Annotated in this window: 13 protein-coding genes; 5 read left to right on the plus strand and 8 right to left on the minus strand. The window is 72.4% G+C overall.

Annotated features, from left to right (window positions below; all coding sequences use genetic code 11):
• Nucleotides 1-110 precede the first annotated feature (110 nt).
• From OV090_RS25295 to OV090_RS25315, 5 genes are all read right to left on the minus strand, one after another.
• Complete coding sequence (locus tag OV090_RS25295; protein WP_267707171.1) at nt 111-2,210, minus strand: hypothetical protein; 2,100 nt, start codon at nt 2,208-2,210, stop codon at nt 111-113.
• A 601-nt stretch (nt 2,211-2,811) separates the two neighbouring features.
• Nucleotides 2,812-4,338, minus strand: a complete 1,527-nt coding sequence (locus OV090_RS25300) for a hypothetical protein (RefSeq protein ID WP_267707172.1) — start codon at nt 4,336-4,338, stop codon at nt 2,812-2,814.
• Between the two features lie 228 nt (nt 4,339-4,566).
• Entirely contained in the window at nt 4,567-5,367 is an 801-nt protein-coding gene (locus tag OV090_RS25305; protein WP_267707173.1) for an alpha/beta hydrolase, read from the minus strand.
• Nucleotides 5,368-5,449: 82 nt separating this feature from the next.
• Nucleotides 5,450-5,773, minus strand: coding sequence for a hypothetical protein (locus OV090_RS25310; protein WP_267707174.1), 324 nt, complete (start codon nt 5,771-5,773; stop codon nt 5,450-5,452).
• Entirely contained in the window at nt 5,740-6,081 is a 342-nt protein-coding gene (locus OV090_RS25315) for an ATP-binding cassette domain-containing protein (RefSeq protein WP_267707175.1), read from the minus strand. The genes OV090_RS25310 and OV090_RS25315 overlap by 34 nt, the downstream gene beginning before the upstream one ends.
• Before the next feature lie 805 nt (nt 6,082-6,886).
• On the opposite strand from OV090_RS25315, the gene OV090_RS25320 reads away from it, so the two are divergent.
• Nucleotides 6,887-7,072, plus strand: coding sequence for a hypothetical protein (locus OV090_RS25320; protein ID WP_267707176.1), 186 nt, complete (start codon nt 6,887-6,889; stop codon nt 7,070-7,072).
• Between the two features lie 22 nt (nt 7,073-7,094).
• On the opposite strand, the gene OV090_RS25325 is transcribed toward OV090_RS25320, so the two are convergent.
• Nucleotides 7,095-9,410, minus strand: coding sequence for a fused MFS/spermidine synthase (locus OV090_RS25325; protein ID WP_267707177.1), 2,316 nt, complete (start codon nt 9,408-9,410; stop codon nt 7,095-7,097).
• Between the two features lie 195 nt (nt 9,411-9,605).
• On the opposite strand from OV090_RS25325, the gene OV090_RS25330 reads away from it, so the two are divergent.
• The 4 genes from OV090_RS25330 (at nt 9,606) to OV090_RS25345 (ending at nt 13,303) form a co-directional block, all read left to right on the plus strand.
• Entirely contained in the window at nt 9,606-10,811 is a 1,206-nt protein-coding gene (locus tag OV090_RS25330) for a hypothetical protein (RefSeq protein WP_267707178.1), read from the plus strand.
• A gap of 246 nt (nt 10,812-11,057) precedes the next feature.
• Nucleotides 11,058-11,684 carry a phospholipase D family protein gene (locus OV090_RS25335; RefSeq protein ID WP_267707179.1) on the plus strand — a complete coding sequence of 209 codons (627 nt, stop codon included), beginning with the start codon at nt 11,058-11,060 and terminating at the stop codon, nt 11,682-11,684.
• 114 nt (nt 11,685-11,798) lie between these two features.
• Entirely contained in the window at nt 11,799-12,665 is an 867-nt protein-coding gene (locus OV090_RS25340; RefSeq protein ID WP_267707180.1) for a HEAT repeat domain-containing protein, read from the plus strand.
• A gap of 29 nt (nt 12,666-12,694) precedes the next feature.
• The gene (locus OV090_RS25345; RefSeq protein ID WP_267707181.1) at nt 12,695-13,303 is read left to right on the plus strand and encodes a DUF6151 family protein; all 609 of its coding nucleotides are present in this window, start codon (nt 12,695-12,697) and stop codon (nt 13,301-13,303) included.
• Nucleotides 13,304-13,396: 93 nt separating this feature from the next.
• Here the strand turns inward: OV090_RS25345 and OV090_RS25350 are convergent, their stop codons facing one another.
• Both OV090_RS25350 and OV090_RS25355 read right to left on the minus strand, forming a co-directional pair.
• A complete protein-coding gene (locus tag OV090_RS25350; RefSeq protein WP_267707182.1) occupies nt 13,397-14,194 on the minus strand; it encodes a hypothetical protein in 798 nt (265 codons plus the stop codon).
• Nucleotides 14,178-16,724 carry a serine/threonine-protein kinase gene (locus tag OV090_RS25355; protein ID WP_267707183.1) on the minus strand — a complete coding sequence of 849 codons (2,547 nt, stop codon included), beginning with the start codon at nt 16,722-16,724 and terminating at the stop codon, nt 14,178-14,180. The genes OV090_RS25350 and OV090_RS25355 overlap by 17 nt, the downstream gene beginning before the upstream one ends.
• Nucleotides 16,725-16,782 lie beyond the last annotated feature (58 nt).

Below are 16,782 nucleotides of genomic sequence, written 5' to 3' on the forward strand. Positions count from 1 at the left end.
GCGACGCGGCCGCCGGCCAGGGGCCGCCGGAGGTGACATCACCCCGACGCGCGAGTTTGCACGGTCCGTCGGGGCGGACGCTGTCGACATTCGCGAATGTCGGGTCCCAATCAATGGGCGGCCTGGTGGGCGCCGAAGTTGCTGGGCCCGGCGAGCACGCGGCCGTCGAGATCGACGAAGTGACCGCCGGGCAGATCGGCGAGGGTGAGGCCGAGGTCCTCGAGCGCGGCCCCCCCGCCGGCGAGCGCGGGCGACTCGCCGCAGGTCGGCGCGAGGGCCTCGTCGAGGCACAGGGCGGCCGGGTCATTGGTCGTGAGGTTGGGCTCCAGGGTCCAGCTGGCAGTGTCGGCGTCGCCGGCAGCGAACTCCCACGATTGCTCGGCGCTGCCGACCAGCAGGTTGCTGGCGTAGTGCATCTCGCTGAGCTTGGCCCCGGCGGCGCAGTTGCCGGGGGCGCTGTTCATGTTGATCCGCAGGCCCACTGCGTTGGGGGCGCCGACGCTGTTGGCGAACAGCCAGTAGCGCGGGGCGTCGGCCTGGCCGGCGTGGAGGTAGAAGCCGGCGTCGCTGTGGACGAACACGTTGCCGTACATCTTGGTGTCGCCGCCGGTGCAGCCGACCTGGAGGTCGACGCCGACGCCGCCGATGAAGCGGTTGTTGTAGAGGGCGCCGCTGTTGCCCGGGTTCCATTGCAAGGAGGAGCGCTGGTTGGGCTCGTTCGCGCCGCCCGAGCCGGTGACGACGTTGTCGTGGACCTCGAGGCCGCTGCGGCACGAGCCGAATTGCATGCCGTCCCAGCCGGCGTTCTCGACCCGGTTGCGGTAGACCTTGGCTTCCTCGATCGGGTAGGGCGCCGGCTGCTGCTCGATGCTGTCGGTGTAGTACCCGACGTAGAAGCCCTCGGCGAGGACGTCGTGGACGTAGTTGTGGTGGAGCCGCAGGCCCTCGAAGGTCCAGTTGCTGGCGTTGAACTCGTCGCTGCCGCCGTTCCAGACGCGAAAGCCGCTGTCGGGGCCGTCGGCGATCTCGACGCCGAAGATCTCGATGGCGGTCGAGCCGGTGTTGGTATTGCTGCCCTGCGAGTAATTGCGGACGAACACCGCCTGGCCGCCGGTGCCGGTGTTGGTCAGGGTGAAGCCGTACTCGACGTCGTCGGCGCCCTTGCCGTCGATGATGACGTGCTGACAATTGATGAGGTGCATCAGCCAGCTGACGTCGTCGTTGCGGACGGCCCCCTCGTTGATGATGTGGATCGGCGCCTCGGCGGTGCCCTGGAAGTTGAAGAAGGCGAAGTCGCTGTTGGCCTGGCCGGAGATCCGCACGAGGTCGCCGGGCTGGACCTTGACGCCGGCGATCTCGCCGTTCTGGAAGTAGGAGGCCTCGCTGATGTCGGCGGTGTGGACGGTGCGGCCGGCGTCGCTGCGCGGGGGGACGCAGGTGACGAGGCGCCGCTCGAAGAAGGTGCTCTGGACCTGGCCGTCGGTGACCGTGGCGCGCACGTCGTAGTCGCGGCGGCCGTCGGGGCAGGTGAAGACGTACTCGGCGGTGTCGGCGGTGGCGATCTCGCTGCCGTCGTCAGCGGCGAGCACGACCCACTGCACGCCGGTCAGGGTGATGTCGCTTTCGATCTTGAGGGTGGTCTCGCTGTCGCTCGGCTCGGCGTCGTCGGCGGGGACGCGCACGATCTCGCGGCTGGCGCTGATGCTGGCCGGCAGGAGGCCCTCGGGCAGCAGCTCGAAGGTGGCGGTGCAGCTCGCGGTGGTCTCGAGGACGAGCTCGATCTGGGGCTCGGTGCCGCTGCAGTCGCCCGACCAACCGGCGAAGCGGTTGCCGGCCGCTGCCTCGGCGCCGAGCGAGAAGGTGCCTGCGGGCACGTCGTAGGCGCATGCGGCCTCGGTGCAGGTCTCGCCGAGCGGTTCGACGACCACGCGGCCGTCGCCGACGATGTTGATGACGAGGTTGCCGTCGCCGCCCTCGGTGGTCGGTCCGACGCTGGTCTCGGTCGGGTCGCCCATGGTCGGCACCAGGGTGGCCTCGCTGGTCACGGTCGGCCCGCTGGGGTCGCTCATGGTGGCGGTGCCGTCGGTGCCTTCGGTGCCGTCAGTGGCGGTGCCGTCGGTGGCGGTGCCTTCGGTGGTGGTGCCGTCAGAGGCCGGACACGCGGCATTCAGGAGGAGAGTCGCAAGCGCAGGCGCGTAGATAAGCCGCATCGGCCGATTGTACCCGCGGGGCACGGCTGCGCGGACGTCGACGCTGGATTTGTGGTTGGGGGCGGGCGCAGACATACCGGCCTCCGCGGATCGGGTCGTATTGGTCGGGGCCGGCCCGGTTCCGCACGTACGGGCATGGAGACGCGTGTTCGCGGCGTCCGTCGGCTCCGGGGACGGGGCGCGAAGCTCCGAGCGGCGGAGCGCGGCCCGGGCCCGCCGGAGGGGGTGTCCTTGCGGACAGATCGGCGCGGATCGACGGCCCGCGGCCCGCGAGGGCGGGGCGACGAGCGCTCGCGGGCAGGAGCTCCGCGACCGAGCGGGTCGGGCGGCGCTCGCTCGCAGCTGCGGGCGTGTGACGAGCAGACTATGATGATATGTCCTTCAGGACATGCGACTGTCGTCGCATTCACGGACCGCGCATCTTGGCGTCCTTGGCCCGGGTGTCGACCTGGCGGCCGAGGTTCACGTTCCGGCGCTTGCGCAGGCGGCCTCGTCGGCCACGGCCTGCGAGGTCGTCGCGCGCGGAGCGACGCGAGCTCGGACAGGATCCGCGCGTCGTCGTCGGAGAAGACGACGCGCGGCGCGTGGCCGGCCTGGAGGCTCAGAACGCCATCGGCAGGTCCCACGATTGCAGCGGCAGGTCGCTCAGGTACTTGACCGGCGTGTACCACAGCTTGCCGCTCGGGCTGACTGCGACGCGGCCGACGCCGGGCATGGTCTGGAACGGCTCGACCTCGCCGGTGAACGGGGCGATCCGGACCACCTCGAGGTTGGCGAGGCCGGCGTAGACGTGGCCGGTGAAGGCGTCGTGGGCCAGGCTGGTGACGTCGGACATGAGGTCGACGACGAACTCGGCCTGCTGGGTCTGGGCGTTGAAGCGGTAGAGCGTGCCGCCGTCGAGCGCGACCAGCATGTGCACGGGGCTGATGGGGGCGCTGGCGGTGACGCGGGCGTCGAAGGTGAAGACCACGCCCTGGGTGGCGGCGTCGAGGTCGGCGTCGTTGTACTCGCCGTTCATCGTGCTGTTGCCGACGTACAGCACGCGGTCCTCGCCCCACGCGAGGCCATGCGGGCCGGCGTCGGCGGCGTTGCTGCCGAACGGGCCGTCACCCTGGGTGACCTGGGCGACGATGACGATCGGGAGCGGGCTCATCATGTTGGCCTCGTCGAGCCGGGCGACGCCCTGCGGCGGGTCGGCCTGGCAGCCGCACGCCTGGCAGCAGGTGTAGGTGATGGCGACCTCGCCGAGGCCCTCGACCGGGGTCGGCGGGCTCGGCTCGGCGGCGACCGGCAGGGCCTCGGTGAGCTGCGGGATCGTCAGCCGACGCAGCACCTTGACCTCGCCCATGTTGAGGTTGGCGACGCCTGTCCATTGGGTCAGCTCGCCGTCGGGCTTGAGGCGCCGCACGTAGTCGGGGCCGCTGCGCAGCGTCACCATCCAGGCGTTGCAGTCGTCGGCGAAGTCGATGCCGCCGATCTCGGTCGAGAACGGGCCGTTGAGCAGCTCGGCGGTCGGCTCCTGGCACTCGACCACGCGCTCGCAGCCGCACAGGGTGCCCCAGCAGTGGCCGTCGTCGGTGCAGGCGACGTCGGAGCAGGGCGCGACCGGGACGCAGGCGCCGACGCCGTCGCAGGTGCTACCTGGCCCGCAGGACAGGTCGGCGCAGGCGGTCTCGGTGCCGGCGAGGGTGCAGGGATCTGCGGCTGCGTGGCACTCGCCGCTGATGACGTCGCACACCTGTCCCTGAGGACAGGCGTCCTGGCCCTGGCCCTGGCACGAGGTGACGCACTCGCCGTCGACGCACTGTTGATTGGGTTGATCGCAGGCGCCGCAGCCGGGCGCGGTGGTGCTCGAGGTCTGGGCCGGCTCGGTGGTGCCGGTGGTGCCGGTGGTGGTGGTGGGCTCGGAGGCGGTGGTGCCGGTGGTCGGGACGGCGGTGTCGCTGTCGCTGCCGGTGCCGGTGTCGGGCTCGCCGGTGGTCCCCGGCGTGGCGCCGGTGGTCATGGTCGTGGTGGCGGTGGCCGGCGCAGTGGTGACCTCGGTGGCGGTGGCGCGGCCGTCGTCGCCGCAGGCGCCGAGCACGAGGCAGGCCGCCGCGAGCTGCGGCAGCGGAGTCGCAAACTTCATCTAAAATCCCTCCGAACCCGGGCATGGTAGCCGCGGGCGCCGACCTCGAGGCAAGCGCGCGAGTGAGGCGAGGGCGGTGCGCGGATCGCCGCGCACGGGCGCGCGGATGCGCGAGCGATCGGGACATCCGGTGATGCGGAGGACGCCCACGTCGTAGGCGGGGCTCGGCCGGCCAGCGGGCGCGCGTGGTGACGAGGCGGGGGCGCCCGCAGGCGGAGACCGTCGCGGTCAGGACATCGACTCGATCAGGCGGAGGAACGCGCGGTGATGCGTGAGCGGCAGCATGTGTCCGGCGCCGGGGACGGTGATCGGCTCGGTCTGCGGGAGGGTGGTGGCGAGCCGCTCGGCGACTGCGCGCGGGGCCGCGGGGCCGTCGTCGCCGGTGACGAGGCGGATCGGACAGGTGATTCGGGCCAGGTCGGCGGCGGCGAAGGGGGCGCCGAAGACCGCGGGGCCGCCGATGAAGTGGCGCTCGCGGGCGCCGGCGACGATGGCGAGCCGATCGGCCTCGGGCAAGAAGTCCCACAGCTCGGGGTCGCTCCAGAAGTCGAGGAAGCGGCGGGTGGCGGCTGCAGGATCGCCGGCCAGGACGAGGGCGCGGCACTCGGCCTCGACGGCCTGCACGGGCGCGAGCGCGGGGTCATCGGCCGCCAGGAGGCCGAAGGCGACCGGCTCGACGAGCACGAGGTCACGCACCCGCGCGGGGGCGGTCGCGGCCAGGCTCAGGGCCAGGACTGCGCCGTAGGAGTGGCCGACGACGCGGGCGGGGCCGCCGAGGACGTCGAGGAGGGCGAGCAGGACCGCGACCTGGCGCTCGAGCAAGGTCTCGGGGGTCATGTCCTCGGGGCAAGGCGTGTGGCCGTGGCCGTAGAGGTCGGGCGCGGCGACGGACCAGCGCGGGGCGAGGGCGGCGAGGGCCCGCTCCCACTGCACGCCGCTGCTGGCGCCGGCGTGCAGCAAGAGCAGGGCGGGGCCGCTGCCGGCGTGGCGGTAGGAGGTGACGGCGCGGTCGGCGTGGAGGTGCGGCACGGGCGGGCTCGGAGATGAACGATGGGACAGGTTCGAGAAGACAGGTCCGATGGGGCATGTGCGGACGGACAGGTCGCTCGGGTCAGGCGGTGACGGGGCGGCCGAGCTCGAGCACGCGGGCGCCGCCGAGGGCGGCGATGTCCTCGGGGTCGTGGGCGGACAGGACCAGGCCGACGCCGCGGGCGCGGGCGGCCACGAGGGCGGCGATCAGGGCCCCGCGGGCCTCGCGGTCGAGGCCGGCGAACGGCTCGTCGAGGACGTAGAGGGCGCCGTCGCCGAGGGTGAGCGCGGCGGCGACGAGGCGCTTGCGCATGCCGAGGCTGTAGGTGGTGGCGAGGTGGTCGATGGCCGGGCCGAGGTCGGCGAGGGCGATCACGCGCTCGCGGCCGAGCGGCTCGCGGAACACGCTGCGTAGAACTCGACGAGCTCGCGGCCGGTGAGGCCCTGCGGGACCTCGACCTCCTGCGGGAGGTAGCGCAGGGCGGCGCGCGCGGCCAGCGGGGCGCCGCGCAGGTCGTGACCGCCGAGGACGACGCGGCCCGCGTCGGGGATCACGCCGCCGGTGAGGCAGCCGATCAGGGTCGACTTGCCGGCGCCGTTGGGGCCGACGAGCACGAGGACCTCGCCGGCGTCGAGGTCGAGGTCGAGCTGGTCGAACAGACAGGTCGTGCCGTAGCGCTTGGTCAGGCCGCGGGCGACGAGGGGGGCGGTCATGCGCGGCAGTGTAGCGCCGCGGACGGCGCCGTGGGGACCGACGACGGCGGGGCGAGCGCGACGGCGGGCGAACGCGGGCGGTCCGGGGGACTTCGCTGCGGAGCGGCCGACGGCGCTGCGGCGGGGTGCGCGAGGCCGCGTGCCGTCGCGGCGAATGACGGCAGGAGCGGGCCGCCGCGGGTCATGGCAATGATCACTGCGCGGTCACTGTAATCGGGGGCACAGGTGTCGGTGCGTCTCGACAATGTGCATACGATGGCGGTCTGGCGCGCCCAGGCGGGGCCTTCGTCGCAGGCGGTGGGCCGGGTGTGGCGCGGCGCAACGTTCGGGCGATTGCCCGGGGCGGGCCTCACCGCATACTTCCGACGGCGCCCCGCGCGGATCGCTGAGCGGCCGTAGCGCGGGGGTCGGGAGGTGATCCAGGTTGCTCGATCGTATCGGCACAGTCGCGACGAGCCGATGCGGGTCCGGTCGAGGATGGCCGCGGACGACAATGCGGCGCAGCAGCGACGCGCCGGGTCCGAGCCGACGTCCCGGGCATGAAGCCGCGGGCGTCGGCGAGGCGCCGGCCGGCGAGAGGCCGCGGCCGGGCTGCTGCGAGTCGCCGCGCTGTGGGCCGCAGCAAGATCCACGATTGCCTCGCTCCTCCGTGGCCCCACAATTGGCGCGACGGTGCGGCACGTGGGCGTGTCGCGGGCCGCCGGAAACGAGGAATGCGATGTTATGGAATCAGATCGGAAGTCTCGTCGGGAGCCTGGCGTTAGCGATCCCTTTTGTACAGCCCTGTAATCCAGACACCGGGCCGGTGATCGACCCCGAGGGGCTGCCCGTCGGCGAGCAGCCCTGTTGCGAGGTGTCGCAGGCGCCCGCGTGCGACGATCCGGACGTCGTCGAGTGCGTGTGCGAGCGCGACGCGTATTGCTGCGAGACAGAGTGGGACTCGACCTGCGTCAGCCAGGCCGACGAATTCTGCGACGCGGAGTGCGCGTAGGCCCTTCTCTCCGAATCGTGGCTCAGCCCTGGACCCACTTGAGGACGGCGAACAGGTTGCTGTAATCGTCGGTCCACATGCGGAGGTCGGTCGAGACGCCGCTGGTGTCGCCCTGGCGGGTCTTGACCAGCGGGTCGTCGAGGAACGCCTGATTGCGGGTGAGCAGGCCCCAGTCGGCCGCGTAGACGCCGCGCGGGTCGTCGCTGAAGTTCTCGATCCAGACGAAGTTCCACTCGAAGTGCTGCGCCAGCTGCTTGAGCACCGGGCGGATGTCGACGTGCCGGTTGCTCATGTTGGCGGCGAGGACGCCGTCGGGCTTCAGGTGGCGGAAGTAGGTGACGAACGCCTCGCGGGTCAGCAGGTGCATCGGGATGGCGTCGCTGCTGAAGGCGTCGAGGATCAGGACGTCGTAGGCCTGATCGGGCTCGCGCTCGAGCGACAGGCGGCCGTCGCCGAGCACGACCTCGGTCCTGGCCTCGGTGCGAGCGAAGTAGGTGAAGTACTCGCGGCTGAGCGGCTCCACCTCGGGGTCGATCTCGTAGATCCGGATGTTGTCGCCCGGGCGGCCGTAGGTCAGCAGGGTGCCGGAGCCGAGGCCGAGGAGGCCGATCTTGAGCGGCTCGCCGAGCTTGCGCTTGGGGTGGCGCGTCAGCGCGGTGCCGATGCCGCTCTCCTCGGCGAAGTACGAGTTGTGCCACATCTGGCGCTCGGGGTCGCGGTACTGGAAGCCGTGGTTGATGGCGCCGTGGAACAGGATCCGCCGCGACTGCAGGGGATCGTGGGTGTAGCGATCGGAGACCCGCAGCACGCCGAAGAAGCCGCGCTCGATCGTCAGCGCCTCCTTGGTGCGGTAGCGGGCCTCGATCCCGAGGTTGACCGCGAGCAGGACGATGGCGGCGACCGGCAGCAGCCAGGCCAGGCGGGCCCGGCCGTGGTTGACGCGGGCGCCGTCGTCGACCCACCGCGCGCCGGCGGGGCTGTCCTGTAGGACATGGTCGGAAGAGCCTGACCGAACGCGCAGGCTCCACAGGAACCCGAACAGCAGCATGCACAGGAGGGCGCCGGCGAGCGGGCCGATGTAGCGGAACGAGTCGGGGCTCTCGCTCTGGATCCGCCACAGGGTGTAGGCGACGGCCGCGGTGCCGGCGAGGACGATGGCGGAGACGGGGCGGCCGCGCAGCTCGAGCCGCTGGTCGCGGCGGAAGGCGTACAGGACCAGCAGCGAGGTGGCGACGAGGCCGATGTGCAGCTCGTAATAGGCGGAGAACACCAGCGGGGCGATGGCGCCGACGAACACGCCGCCGAGCGCGCCGCCGACCGAGAGCGCGAGGTAGAAGGCGGTGAGGTGACGCGGGTGCGGGCGGAGACGGTACAGCTCGCCGTGGCAGACCATCGCGTAGATGAAGATCGCGGCGCAGTAGACCAGGGCCTGCTGCTCGATGCCGGCGTCGGCGCCCGCGAGCATGAGGCCGACCACGCCCGCGGTGGCGCCGACGAACAGCGGGTAGAACAGGACCCGCGGGTACCAGCGCTCGGAGGAGAAGCAGAGGATGAAGCTCAGCAGATAGAGCGCGAGCGGGATGACCCACAGGAACGGGACGCTGGCGACGTCGATCGCCATCTGATTGGTCATCGCCAGCAGCATGATCGAGGCGCAGGCCCCGAGCGCGACCCACACGGCCCGCAGGCCCCAGGTCGGCGCCGGGACGGCGGAGGCGTCGGTCGCGGGCCCTTCGGCGGCCTGGCCGGCCCCGGCCGCGCGCGTGGTCTGCACCGCGATCGTGCCGCACAGCAGGCAGAAGCCGGCGAAGCCGAAGAACCACAGCGAGGCCTGGGTGACCGAGCCGAGGCGCGGCTCGACGAGGAACGGGAAGGTCAAGAGGCCCAGCAGCGAGCCGATGTTCGACAGGGCGTAGAGAGGATAGGGCGAGCGCGACGGGTGCAGCCGCGAGAACCACGCCTGTACGAGCGAGCCGGTAGTCGACAGGGCGAAGTACGGCAGGCCCACGCTGACCGTCAGCACGAGCAAGATCTGCAGCAGCGGGACGCCGTCTCCTTCGGGCTTGTAACCTTCGGGCGGGAAGATGGTCGGCGCGCTGGCGAGGACCGCCGCCGCGAGCACGCCCAGGTGCACGAGGCCCTGGCGACGCGCCGGCAGGGCGATCACTGCGTGCGCGTACGCATAGCCGGCCAGCAGCAGGACCTGAAAGAACAGCATGCACGTGGTCCACACCGCAGGCGTGCCGCCGAACCAGGGGAGGATGATCTTGCCGATCAGGGGCTGGACCTGGAACAGGAGGAATGCGCTGAGGAAGATGGTGAGGGCGAAGAGCAGCACGGGCGTGGGGACGGTGACGTCGCCGCGAGGGTATCACCGGCGCCGGGGGCCCATGTCATGCGGTTCGGGTCGAAAAGGACGTGTGTCCGCAGCGGGGGCCCGCGGGCCCTCTCGGGTCCGTGCGCCAGCTAACGAAAGAGGCGGCGGCGAAGGCGGCGAGGCGGGACTGGCCTCGGATATAAGGAGGATGCTGCCATGACCCGATTTCGTCGTACCTGCACCCTTCTCGCCACTCTGTTGACCCTCTCCGCGTGCAGTGACGACGGCGGGACATCCAGCGGCGGCTCGACCGTCGGGGTGACGACTGCGCCGACCACGAATAGTACGAACGGGACGAACGGGACGACCACCACCGGTTCTTCGAATTCGGGCACGGACAGCACGTCCGAGGCCAGCGGCGGCAACAGCGAGAGCGAGAGCGAGACTGCGGCGCCGACCAGCACCGGCATGGTCGACCCGACCACCTCCGGCGGGCTCCCCAAGCTCGACGTCGGCGTCGAGGAGACGACCGACGGCGTGACGACCGACGGCGACGAGATGGGCTGTCGCAAGGTCGACTTCCTGTTCATCATCGACAACTCGGGGTCGATGAGCGACGAGCAACAATCGCTGATCGACAGCTTCCCCGGCTTCATCTCGGCGATCCAGAGCCAGCTCGACGAGGCCCAGGACTATCACATCATGGTGATCGACACCGATCCGTGGGTGTTCGGCGGCTGCAACCTGATCTGCCCGCTGTTCGGCAACACCTGCCCGGTGGCGGGCCTCGATTACACGTGCGGCACGCCGCCGCTCGAATGCGAGGACGTGCTCGGGGCCGGCGTGACCCACCCGCGCGGCCTACAGTCGTCCTCGAAGGACTGCAACTTCTCGACCGGCTTCCGCTACATGGACGTGAGCGAGCCCGACCTCACGTCGACGTTCGCCTGCGCGGCCCAGGTCGGCACCGGCTCGACCTCCGACCCGGAGCGGCCGATGGAGGCGATGGTCCAGGCGGTCGCCCCGACCGGCCCGGCGTTCGAGTGCAACACCGGCTTCCTGCGCAAAGACGCGATCCTGGTCGTCACCATCGTCACCGACGAGGACGACAACTTCGGCGACGGCTCGGCCGGCAACGCGGCCGGCTGGAAGGCGTCGCTGGTGGCCGCGAAGAAGGGCGACGAGAAGGCGCTGGTGGTGCTCGGCCTCTACGGCGACAACGACCAGCCCAACGGCATCTGCGGGCCGCTGGTCGACAGCTCCGGCGCCGAGCCGAGCCCGCGGATCCGCGAGTTCGTCGAGTCGTTCGGCGATCAGGGCATCTCGGGCAGCGTGTGCGCGCCCAGCTACGACTCGTTCTTCTCCGAGGCGGTCGGCCTGATCGCCCAGACGTGCGACGATTTCGTGCCCCCGCCGATGTGATGTGATTGGGCCGCAAGGACAGGTCCCCGGGGGCATGTCCCCGGGGGCAGGTCCTCAGGGACATGGTTTAAAAAGGGTGCGAGCCGGGCGACCGGCCGTCGCGGCGGCAGTGCGGGGGCCGGCGCCGGGCGCACAGGCCGTGGCGTCGGCGACAGGCCGGAGCCGGGCGAGTACAATCCGCCGACCGCGATGACGCGACCCGGTGACCACCTGCAGGCGCGCGAGCGCGCGGCGACGGAGTGAGGCGTGGACTTCGTCCTGCCGGAGCGGCCGATCCGCATGCGCCTCCTCGCCGGGCGCGGCCACTACGAGGCGGTGATCCCGGCGCTCCGCTCGGCGCGCACGAGCGTGTGGATCGCTACAGCGAATCTGAAAGAGCTGCTGATCGAGGACCCGCGGGCGACAGCCCGCTCGCGCAGCCGCTTCCACTCGGTGCTCGAGGTGTTCAGCGCGCTGGCCCAGCAGAAGGTGGAGCTGCGGATCTTGCACGCAGCGCCCCCTTCCGGTCCGTTCCGCCGCAGCTTCGACCGCCGCTCGCGGCTTTACAAGGGCGGGCTCGAGCTGCGCCAGTGCCCACGCGTGCACCTCAAGACGGTCATCATCGACGGCCGCCTGTGCTACCTCGGCAGCGCCAACTGGACGGGGGCAGGGCTCGGCGCCAAGGGCGAGGGCCGCCGCAACTTCGAGATCGGGATGCTCACCGAGGACGAGGACGTGATCGACCAGGTGCAGGCGATGTACGAGGCGATCTGGAGCGGCCGCATGTGCAAGGCCTGCAAGCTGCGCAACTCGGGCTGCGAGGTGCCGCTGGATCTGGCGACGCGACCCGTGGCGGGGCAACCCGTGGCGATCCGGACGCGGCGAGCTCCCTGAGCGGCGCAGAATGTTTGCCTCGTCGGGCGGCGTCCCCCTCGGACCGTGCCGCGATTGCGCCGTCGGCTTTTTGTACTAGCGACATCGCGTGCGGGCCCGGGTTGAGGGCGCGCGATGAACCGGACAACCCTGCTCCTCCTCGGCGGCCTCCTGGCCTGCTCCGGCTGTTCTCTCCTCCAGAGCCTCGTGAAGAAGAACCACGACGGCCAGATCGACGAGGCCGAGAAGGCGGGCGACTACGAGGCGCTGGCCGCGAAGTGCTCCGAGGGCAAGTCGAAGGCCTGCGACGCGCGCTATCGGGTCGGGCAAAAGCGGCTGGCGAGCAGCTCGTGCGACACGCTGCTGCCGAACCTCGACAAGTACTACGGCAACCACCAGGCGACGAAGGAGAGCGACCTGGCGCTGGTGCGCAAGTTCGCCGAGTGCGGCGAGGCGGACGAGCTGTTCGGCAAGGACCACCGGATCCGCTGGCTCGAAGACTCGATCGCCACGCTCGACAAGGAGGGCGTCGACCTGTTCGGCTCGTTCGTGACGTTCCTCGGCGCCAGCGACAAGGTCTACGCCGGCGAGAGCGGGGTGGAGCAGGCGGGCCGCATGGCCCACTGGCTGGTGGCGATCGGCGACGCGTCGCGCTGCCCGACGCTCGACGAGAAGCTGCCGAAGGTGGCGCCCGAGGCCCGCGGCGAGTTCGTGTGGTTCTACTACGAGGCCGGCTGCGGGGCGCAGGCGGTGCCCCACGCGCGCCAGGCCCTGCTCGCAGAGGAGTACGGGCACCGGATCCAGGCCTGCGACGTGCTCGGCAAGTACGGCGATCCGAGCGCGCTCGAGGCCCTGAACACGCTGGCGGAGACCGATCCGTACAAGGCGGAGCGCGAGGTCCGGACGTCGTCGGGGATGGTCGCGATCGAGGTCTATTATCCGGTGCGCGAGCGCTGTCAGGCGGCCACGGGTCAGCTGCGCCTGCGCAAGGCGGCGGGCTGAGCCTTGGCGCGCGTGCTAGAGTCGCGCGCATGAGCGAGACGCTCGAACTCAAGTGTCGCTGCGGCGCGGTGCGTGGGCTGCTTTCCGAGGCGTCCCCACGATTGGGCATCCACGCGGTCTGCTACTGCCGCGACTGTCAGGCGTTCGCGCGCTGGCTCGGCGGCGAGGGGCTGCTCGACGCGGCGGGAGGCACGGAGATCTTCCAGACCACGCCGGCGCAGATCACCCTCCAAGCCGGCCAGGAGCACCTCCGCTGCCTGCGGCTGGCGGAGAACGGGCTGCACCGCTGGTACGTCGACTGCTGCCGCACGCCGGTGGCCAACACGACGGGGAGCTCGCGGATGCCGTTCGCCGGGCTGCTGGTGCCGTTCATCGCCGTGGACGCGCCGACCCGCGAGCGGGTGCTCGGGCCGGTGGTGGCCCGCCTGTTCGGCCGCGACGCGATCGGGCCGACGCCGCCGGGCACCCCGGAGAAGATGGCAGTGACGGCCATCCCGCGGGTGCTGTGGCTGATGGGCCGCGGCCTCGTGCACCGGCGCGCCCAGCCGTCGCCGTTCTTCGCCCCGTGGGCCAAGCTGCCGCGGGTGACGCCGCACGTGCTCGCGCCGGAGGAGCGCGCGACGCTCGGGCCGGTGTGAGCGGAGCTGTCCCGGCGGACAGGTCCGGAGGTGCATGCGCGTGCGGACATGCTCGAAAGGACATGCTCGCTCGGGCATGTCCGTGCGGACATGTCAGCTGGAGCTGGTGGCGAGGACGCGGCTGAGGGACAGCTCGAGGTGGGTGTCGAACCAGGTCTCGAGCTGCTCGCGCCGGGCCGGGGACAGGTTGGGCGCGAGGGTCCGCAGCTCGGTCGAGAGGTGCTGCAGGAGGTGGAGGCGCGCCGACTCGAGCCAGCGGACGGCGGTGGCCCGGTGGACGCCGTACATCGCCGCGATCGCGGCCCCGCTGACGCTGCGGACGTAGTGGAGGCGGAGCAGGCAGCGCTCGCGGCCGCTGAGGCGGGCGGCCGCGCGCTCGAAGGCCTGCTTGCTCAGGGCCTGGCGCTCGTCGTCGGCGAGGGCGAGCTCCGGGTCGCGCGGCTCGATGGCTTCGATCGTGAGCGCGGCCTGGGTCGCGGCGGAGCGCAGGCGCACCGCCTCGCGCACGAGCACGACGCGGACGAGCCCGCCGAGGCGGCCCTGGCCGGCGTAGTGCAGGACCACCGGGACGCCGTCGCGCTGCTGCACGAACAGCCGGATCCGCACGCGCTGGCGCACCTCGAGCAGCTCGTCCGGGCCGAGCCGGTAGGTCGCCAGCGCCGGCTCGGCCGAGGCGAGGTAGCGGCGCTCGAACAGCCGCATGGCCGCGGCGCTGTCCCCGAGGCAGGCCAGGGCGAGGTAGACCTCGGCCGGATCGACGACCGCGAGGGCGCTGGTCTGCGCGTGGCGCTCGATGGCCTGCTCGAGCCGCGGCGTCAGCTCGATGCCGGGCCAGTCGCGCCGGCCGGCGGCCACGATCGCGTGGACCCGCGCGTCAGCGCTCGACTGCATGGACCTCCTCGATCTGCCCGCACTGCTCGCGGATGTCGTGGGTGCGGGGATGATCGGCGCCGAGCTCGGCGGCCATGCCGGCGATCGCGGCCTCGCAGGCGCGGCGCGAGTCCTCGGCGCGCCCGAGGCGGCGCAGGGCGAAGGCCTCGCTGAGCGAGATGATGGCGTCGAACATGCCGCCGGGGCCGGTCTCGCGGGCGCGGCGGTAGGAGGCGAGGGCGGGCTCCAACTCGTCGGCGGCGGTCTGGAGCTCGCCGAGGTTGGCCCAGCCGTTGGGCAAGGTGATGCCGAGCTCGTCGGCGGCGGCGAGGGCCTCCTCGAGGTGAGGCCGGGCGACGGCAGATTCGCCGCCGAGCCGCTCGGCCTCGGCGAGGGCGACGAGCAGGTCGATCACGCCGGCGTGGCCCGAGCCGAGGCGGTCGCGCTGCAGCTGCAGGGCCTGCTCGTAGTAAGGCAGTGCGCCGTGATAGTCGTCGCGGGTGACGAGCAGGTCGCCGTAGGCGGTGTTCAGCAAGGCGTCGAGCTTGGGCTGAGCGGCGGCCGCCTGGGCGCCCTCGTCGGTGGCCCGCAGGGCGAAGGCCTCGTCGACGTGGCGCTGGGCTTCGTCGAGCTTCAGGTCGAGGCGAGCGAGGTGGGTGCGCACGAGGCTGAGCTCGATGCGCTCGCGGGCGGTGCGGTGGATCGGCGCGACCGCCTCGGCCCACACGCGGGCCTCGTCGAAGCGGCTGTTCTGGTTGAGGGTCATGATCAGGCCGCGGGCCGCGAGCGCGGCGGCGGGCTCGTGATCCTCGCGGACGCCGATCGCATAGGCGGCGCCGAACTGCTGCATGGCCTGGTCGTAGGCGTAGGCCTGAAGGTCGACGAGGGCGAGGCGGCCGAGCACCTCGGCCTGCAGCGGGGCGTAGCCGAGCGCCTCGCTGGCCTGCAGCAGCGCCGCGAGCTCGCCGCGGGCCGCGGGATCGTCGGCCTCTTGCTTGAGCCGGGCCACCGCGAGCTCGAGGCGGAGGGCCTGCACGCGCGCGCCGAGCTCGGGGTCGTCGGGCTGTGGCAGGTTGCGCAGGGCCAGCCGCGGCGACACGCACTCGGACACTGCCTCGAGATCGCCGACCACGGCCAGGAGCGCCGGCACTGCGGCGGGCGTGGCGTCGGCGAGGCGCGCGGTGAGGGCGTCGAGGGCGGCGCGGCGGCTCTGCAGGCAGGTCCACTGGCCGCGCTGCTCGCGAGGGGCGCGCTCGACGGTCCGCGGCAGCTCGGGGCAGACTGCCTCGTAGGCGCCCGCGAGCGCGTCCGCGTAGGCGTCGAGGCCGGCGAGGGCCCGCTGCTTGGAGCTCCGCAGGTGGCCGCCGGCTTCGCCGTCGGTGGCGGTGTCGGAGGCGAGGCGGGCGGCCACGTCGGCGCGCCGCTGCGGGCCCCAGGCGTCGGCGAGCGGGGCGTCGCAGCCGGCCGGCGGGCGAGTGACGAACCACGCGGAGGTCGCGGCGCCGGCGAGCGCTGCGGTGGCGATCGCTGCGGCGATCCGGCGCAGTCGCAGCGCCTGGCAGGCGCGCAGCTCGGCGAGCAGGACCCGCATCGACGGGTGGCGCGCGGTCGGTTCGTAGGCCAGGCCGCGCGCGAGCACCCGGGCCAGCCGCGCCGGGCCGGGCAGGCGCGACAGATCGGGGCCGCGGGCCTGGGCGCGGGTCCACATCTCTGCGGAGGTGCCGGCGAACGGCCGCTGGCCGCTGAGCGCCTCGACCAGGGCGACGCAGAACGCGAACTGATCGGTCTGGGCGGTGGCCCGGCCGCCGCTGAACTGCTCCGGGGCCATGTAGGCCGGGGTGCCGAGGCGGGCCGCGGTGGCGCTGAGGCTGTGGTCGAGCAGCGAGCCGCCCGGCCCCGCGGGCGGCTGGTCGGACGCGTCCAGCGGCGCGGCGAGACCGAAGTCGGTGACGACGACGCGGCCGCGCGCGTCGACGAGGACGTTGGACGGCTTGAAGTCGCGGTGGACGAGGCCGGCCGCGTGCGCGGCGGCGAGGCCCTCGCCGGCCTGGACGAAAAGATCGACGACCTCGCGCCAGCCGAGAGGCTGCCGGCCCAGATACACGTCGAGCGGCTCGCCGTCGATCAGCTCCATGGCGATGTAGACGTCGGGCCCGGCCTCGCCGGCGTCGTGGACCGCGACGACGTTCGGGTGATCGATGCGCGCGAGGCTCTGGGCCTCGCGCAGCAGCCGGAGGCGGCGCTGCTCGGTCGGCTGCAGGTCGGCGCGCAGGACCTTGACCGCGACGGTGCGGTCGAGCACCGGGTCGTGGGCCTCGTAGACGACGCCCATGGCCCCGCTACCGCGCACGCGCTCGATGCTGTAGCGGCCGGCGGCCCCGCTCGGGCCCTGGGTCTCGGCGGGGGCCGAGAGCGCGGCGAGGACCTCGAAGCAGGCGACGCAGCCGTCGACGTGCCGCTCGAGGTCCGCGCGCGGGGCCGAGTCGAGGGCCCCGGCCGCGAAGTCGAGCAGCGCGGACTCGTCGGGGCAAGGCGAGGAGGGCGTGACCATCGGGCGGCCCGCGCCCATCTTGCATCACCGGACGCGGCCGTTCATCGGGCGGCGACCG

It is taken from the genome of Nannocystis sp. RBIL2, assembly GCF_026626745.1.
GTDB lineage: Bacteria > Myxococcota_A > Polyangia > Nannocystales > Nannocystaceae > Nannocystis.

Coding starts and splice junctions, on each gene's coding strand:
- OV090_RS25295 (WP_267707171.1), bottom strand. CDS start 2,210: ATGCGGCTTATCTACGCGCCTGCGCTTGCGACTCTCCTCCTGAATGCC.
- OV090_RS25300 (WP_267707172.1), bottom strand. CDS start 4,338: ATGAAGTTTGCGACTCCGCTGCCGCAGCTCGCGGCGGCCTGCCTCGTG.
- OV090_RS25315 (WP_267707175.1), bottom strand. CDS start 6,081: ATGACCGCCCCCCTCGTCGCCCGCGGCCTGACCAAGCGCTACGGCACG.
- OV090_RS25330 (WP_267707178.1), top strand. CDS start 9,606: ATGACCCGATTTCGTCGTACCTGCACCCTTCTCGCCACTCTGTTGACC.
- OV090_RS25340 (WP_267707180.1), top strand. CDS start 11,799: ATGAACCGGACAACCCTGCTCCTCCTCGGCGGCCTCCTGGCCTGCTCC.
- OV090_RS25345 (WP_267707181.1), top strand. CDS start 12,695: ATGAGCGAGACGCTCGAACTCAAGTGTCGCTGCGGCGCGGTGCGTGGG.
- OV090_RS25350 (WP_267707182.1), bottom strand. CDS start 14,194: ATGCAGTCGAGCGCTGACGCGCGGGTCCACGCGATCGTGGCCGCCGGC.
- OV090_RS25355 (WP_267707183.1), bottom strand. CDS start 16,724: ATGGTCACGCCCTCCTCGCCTTGCCCCGACGAGTCCGCGCTGCTCGAC.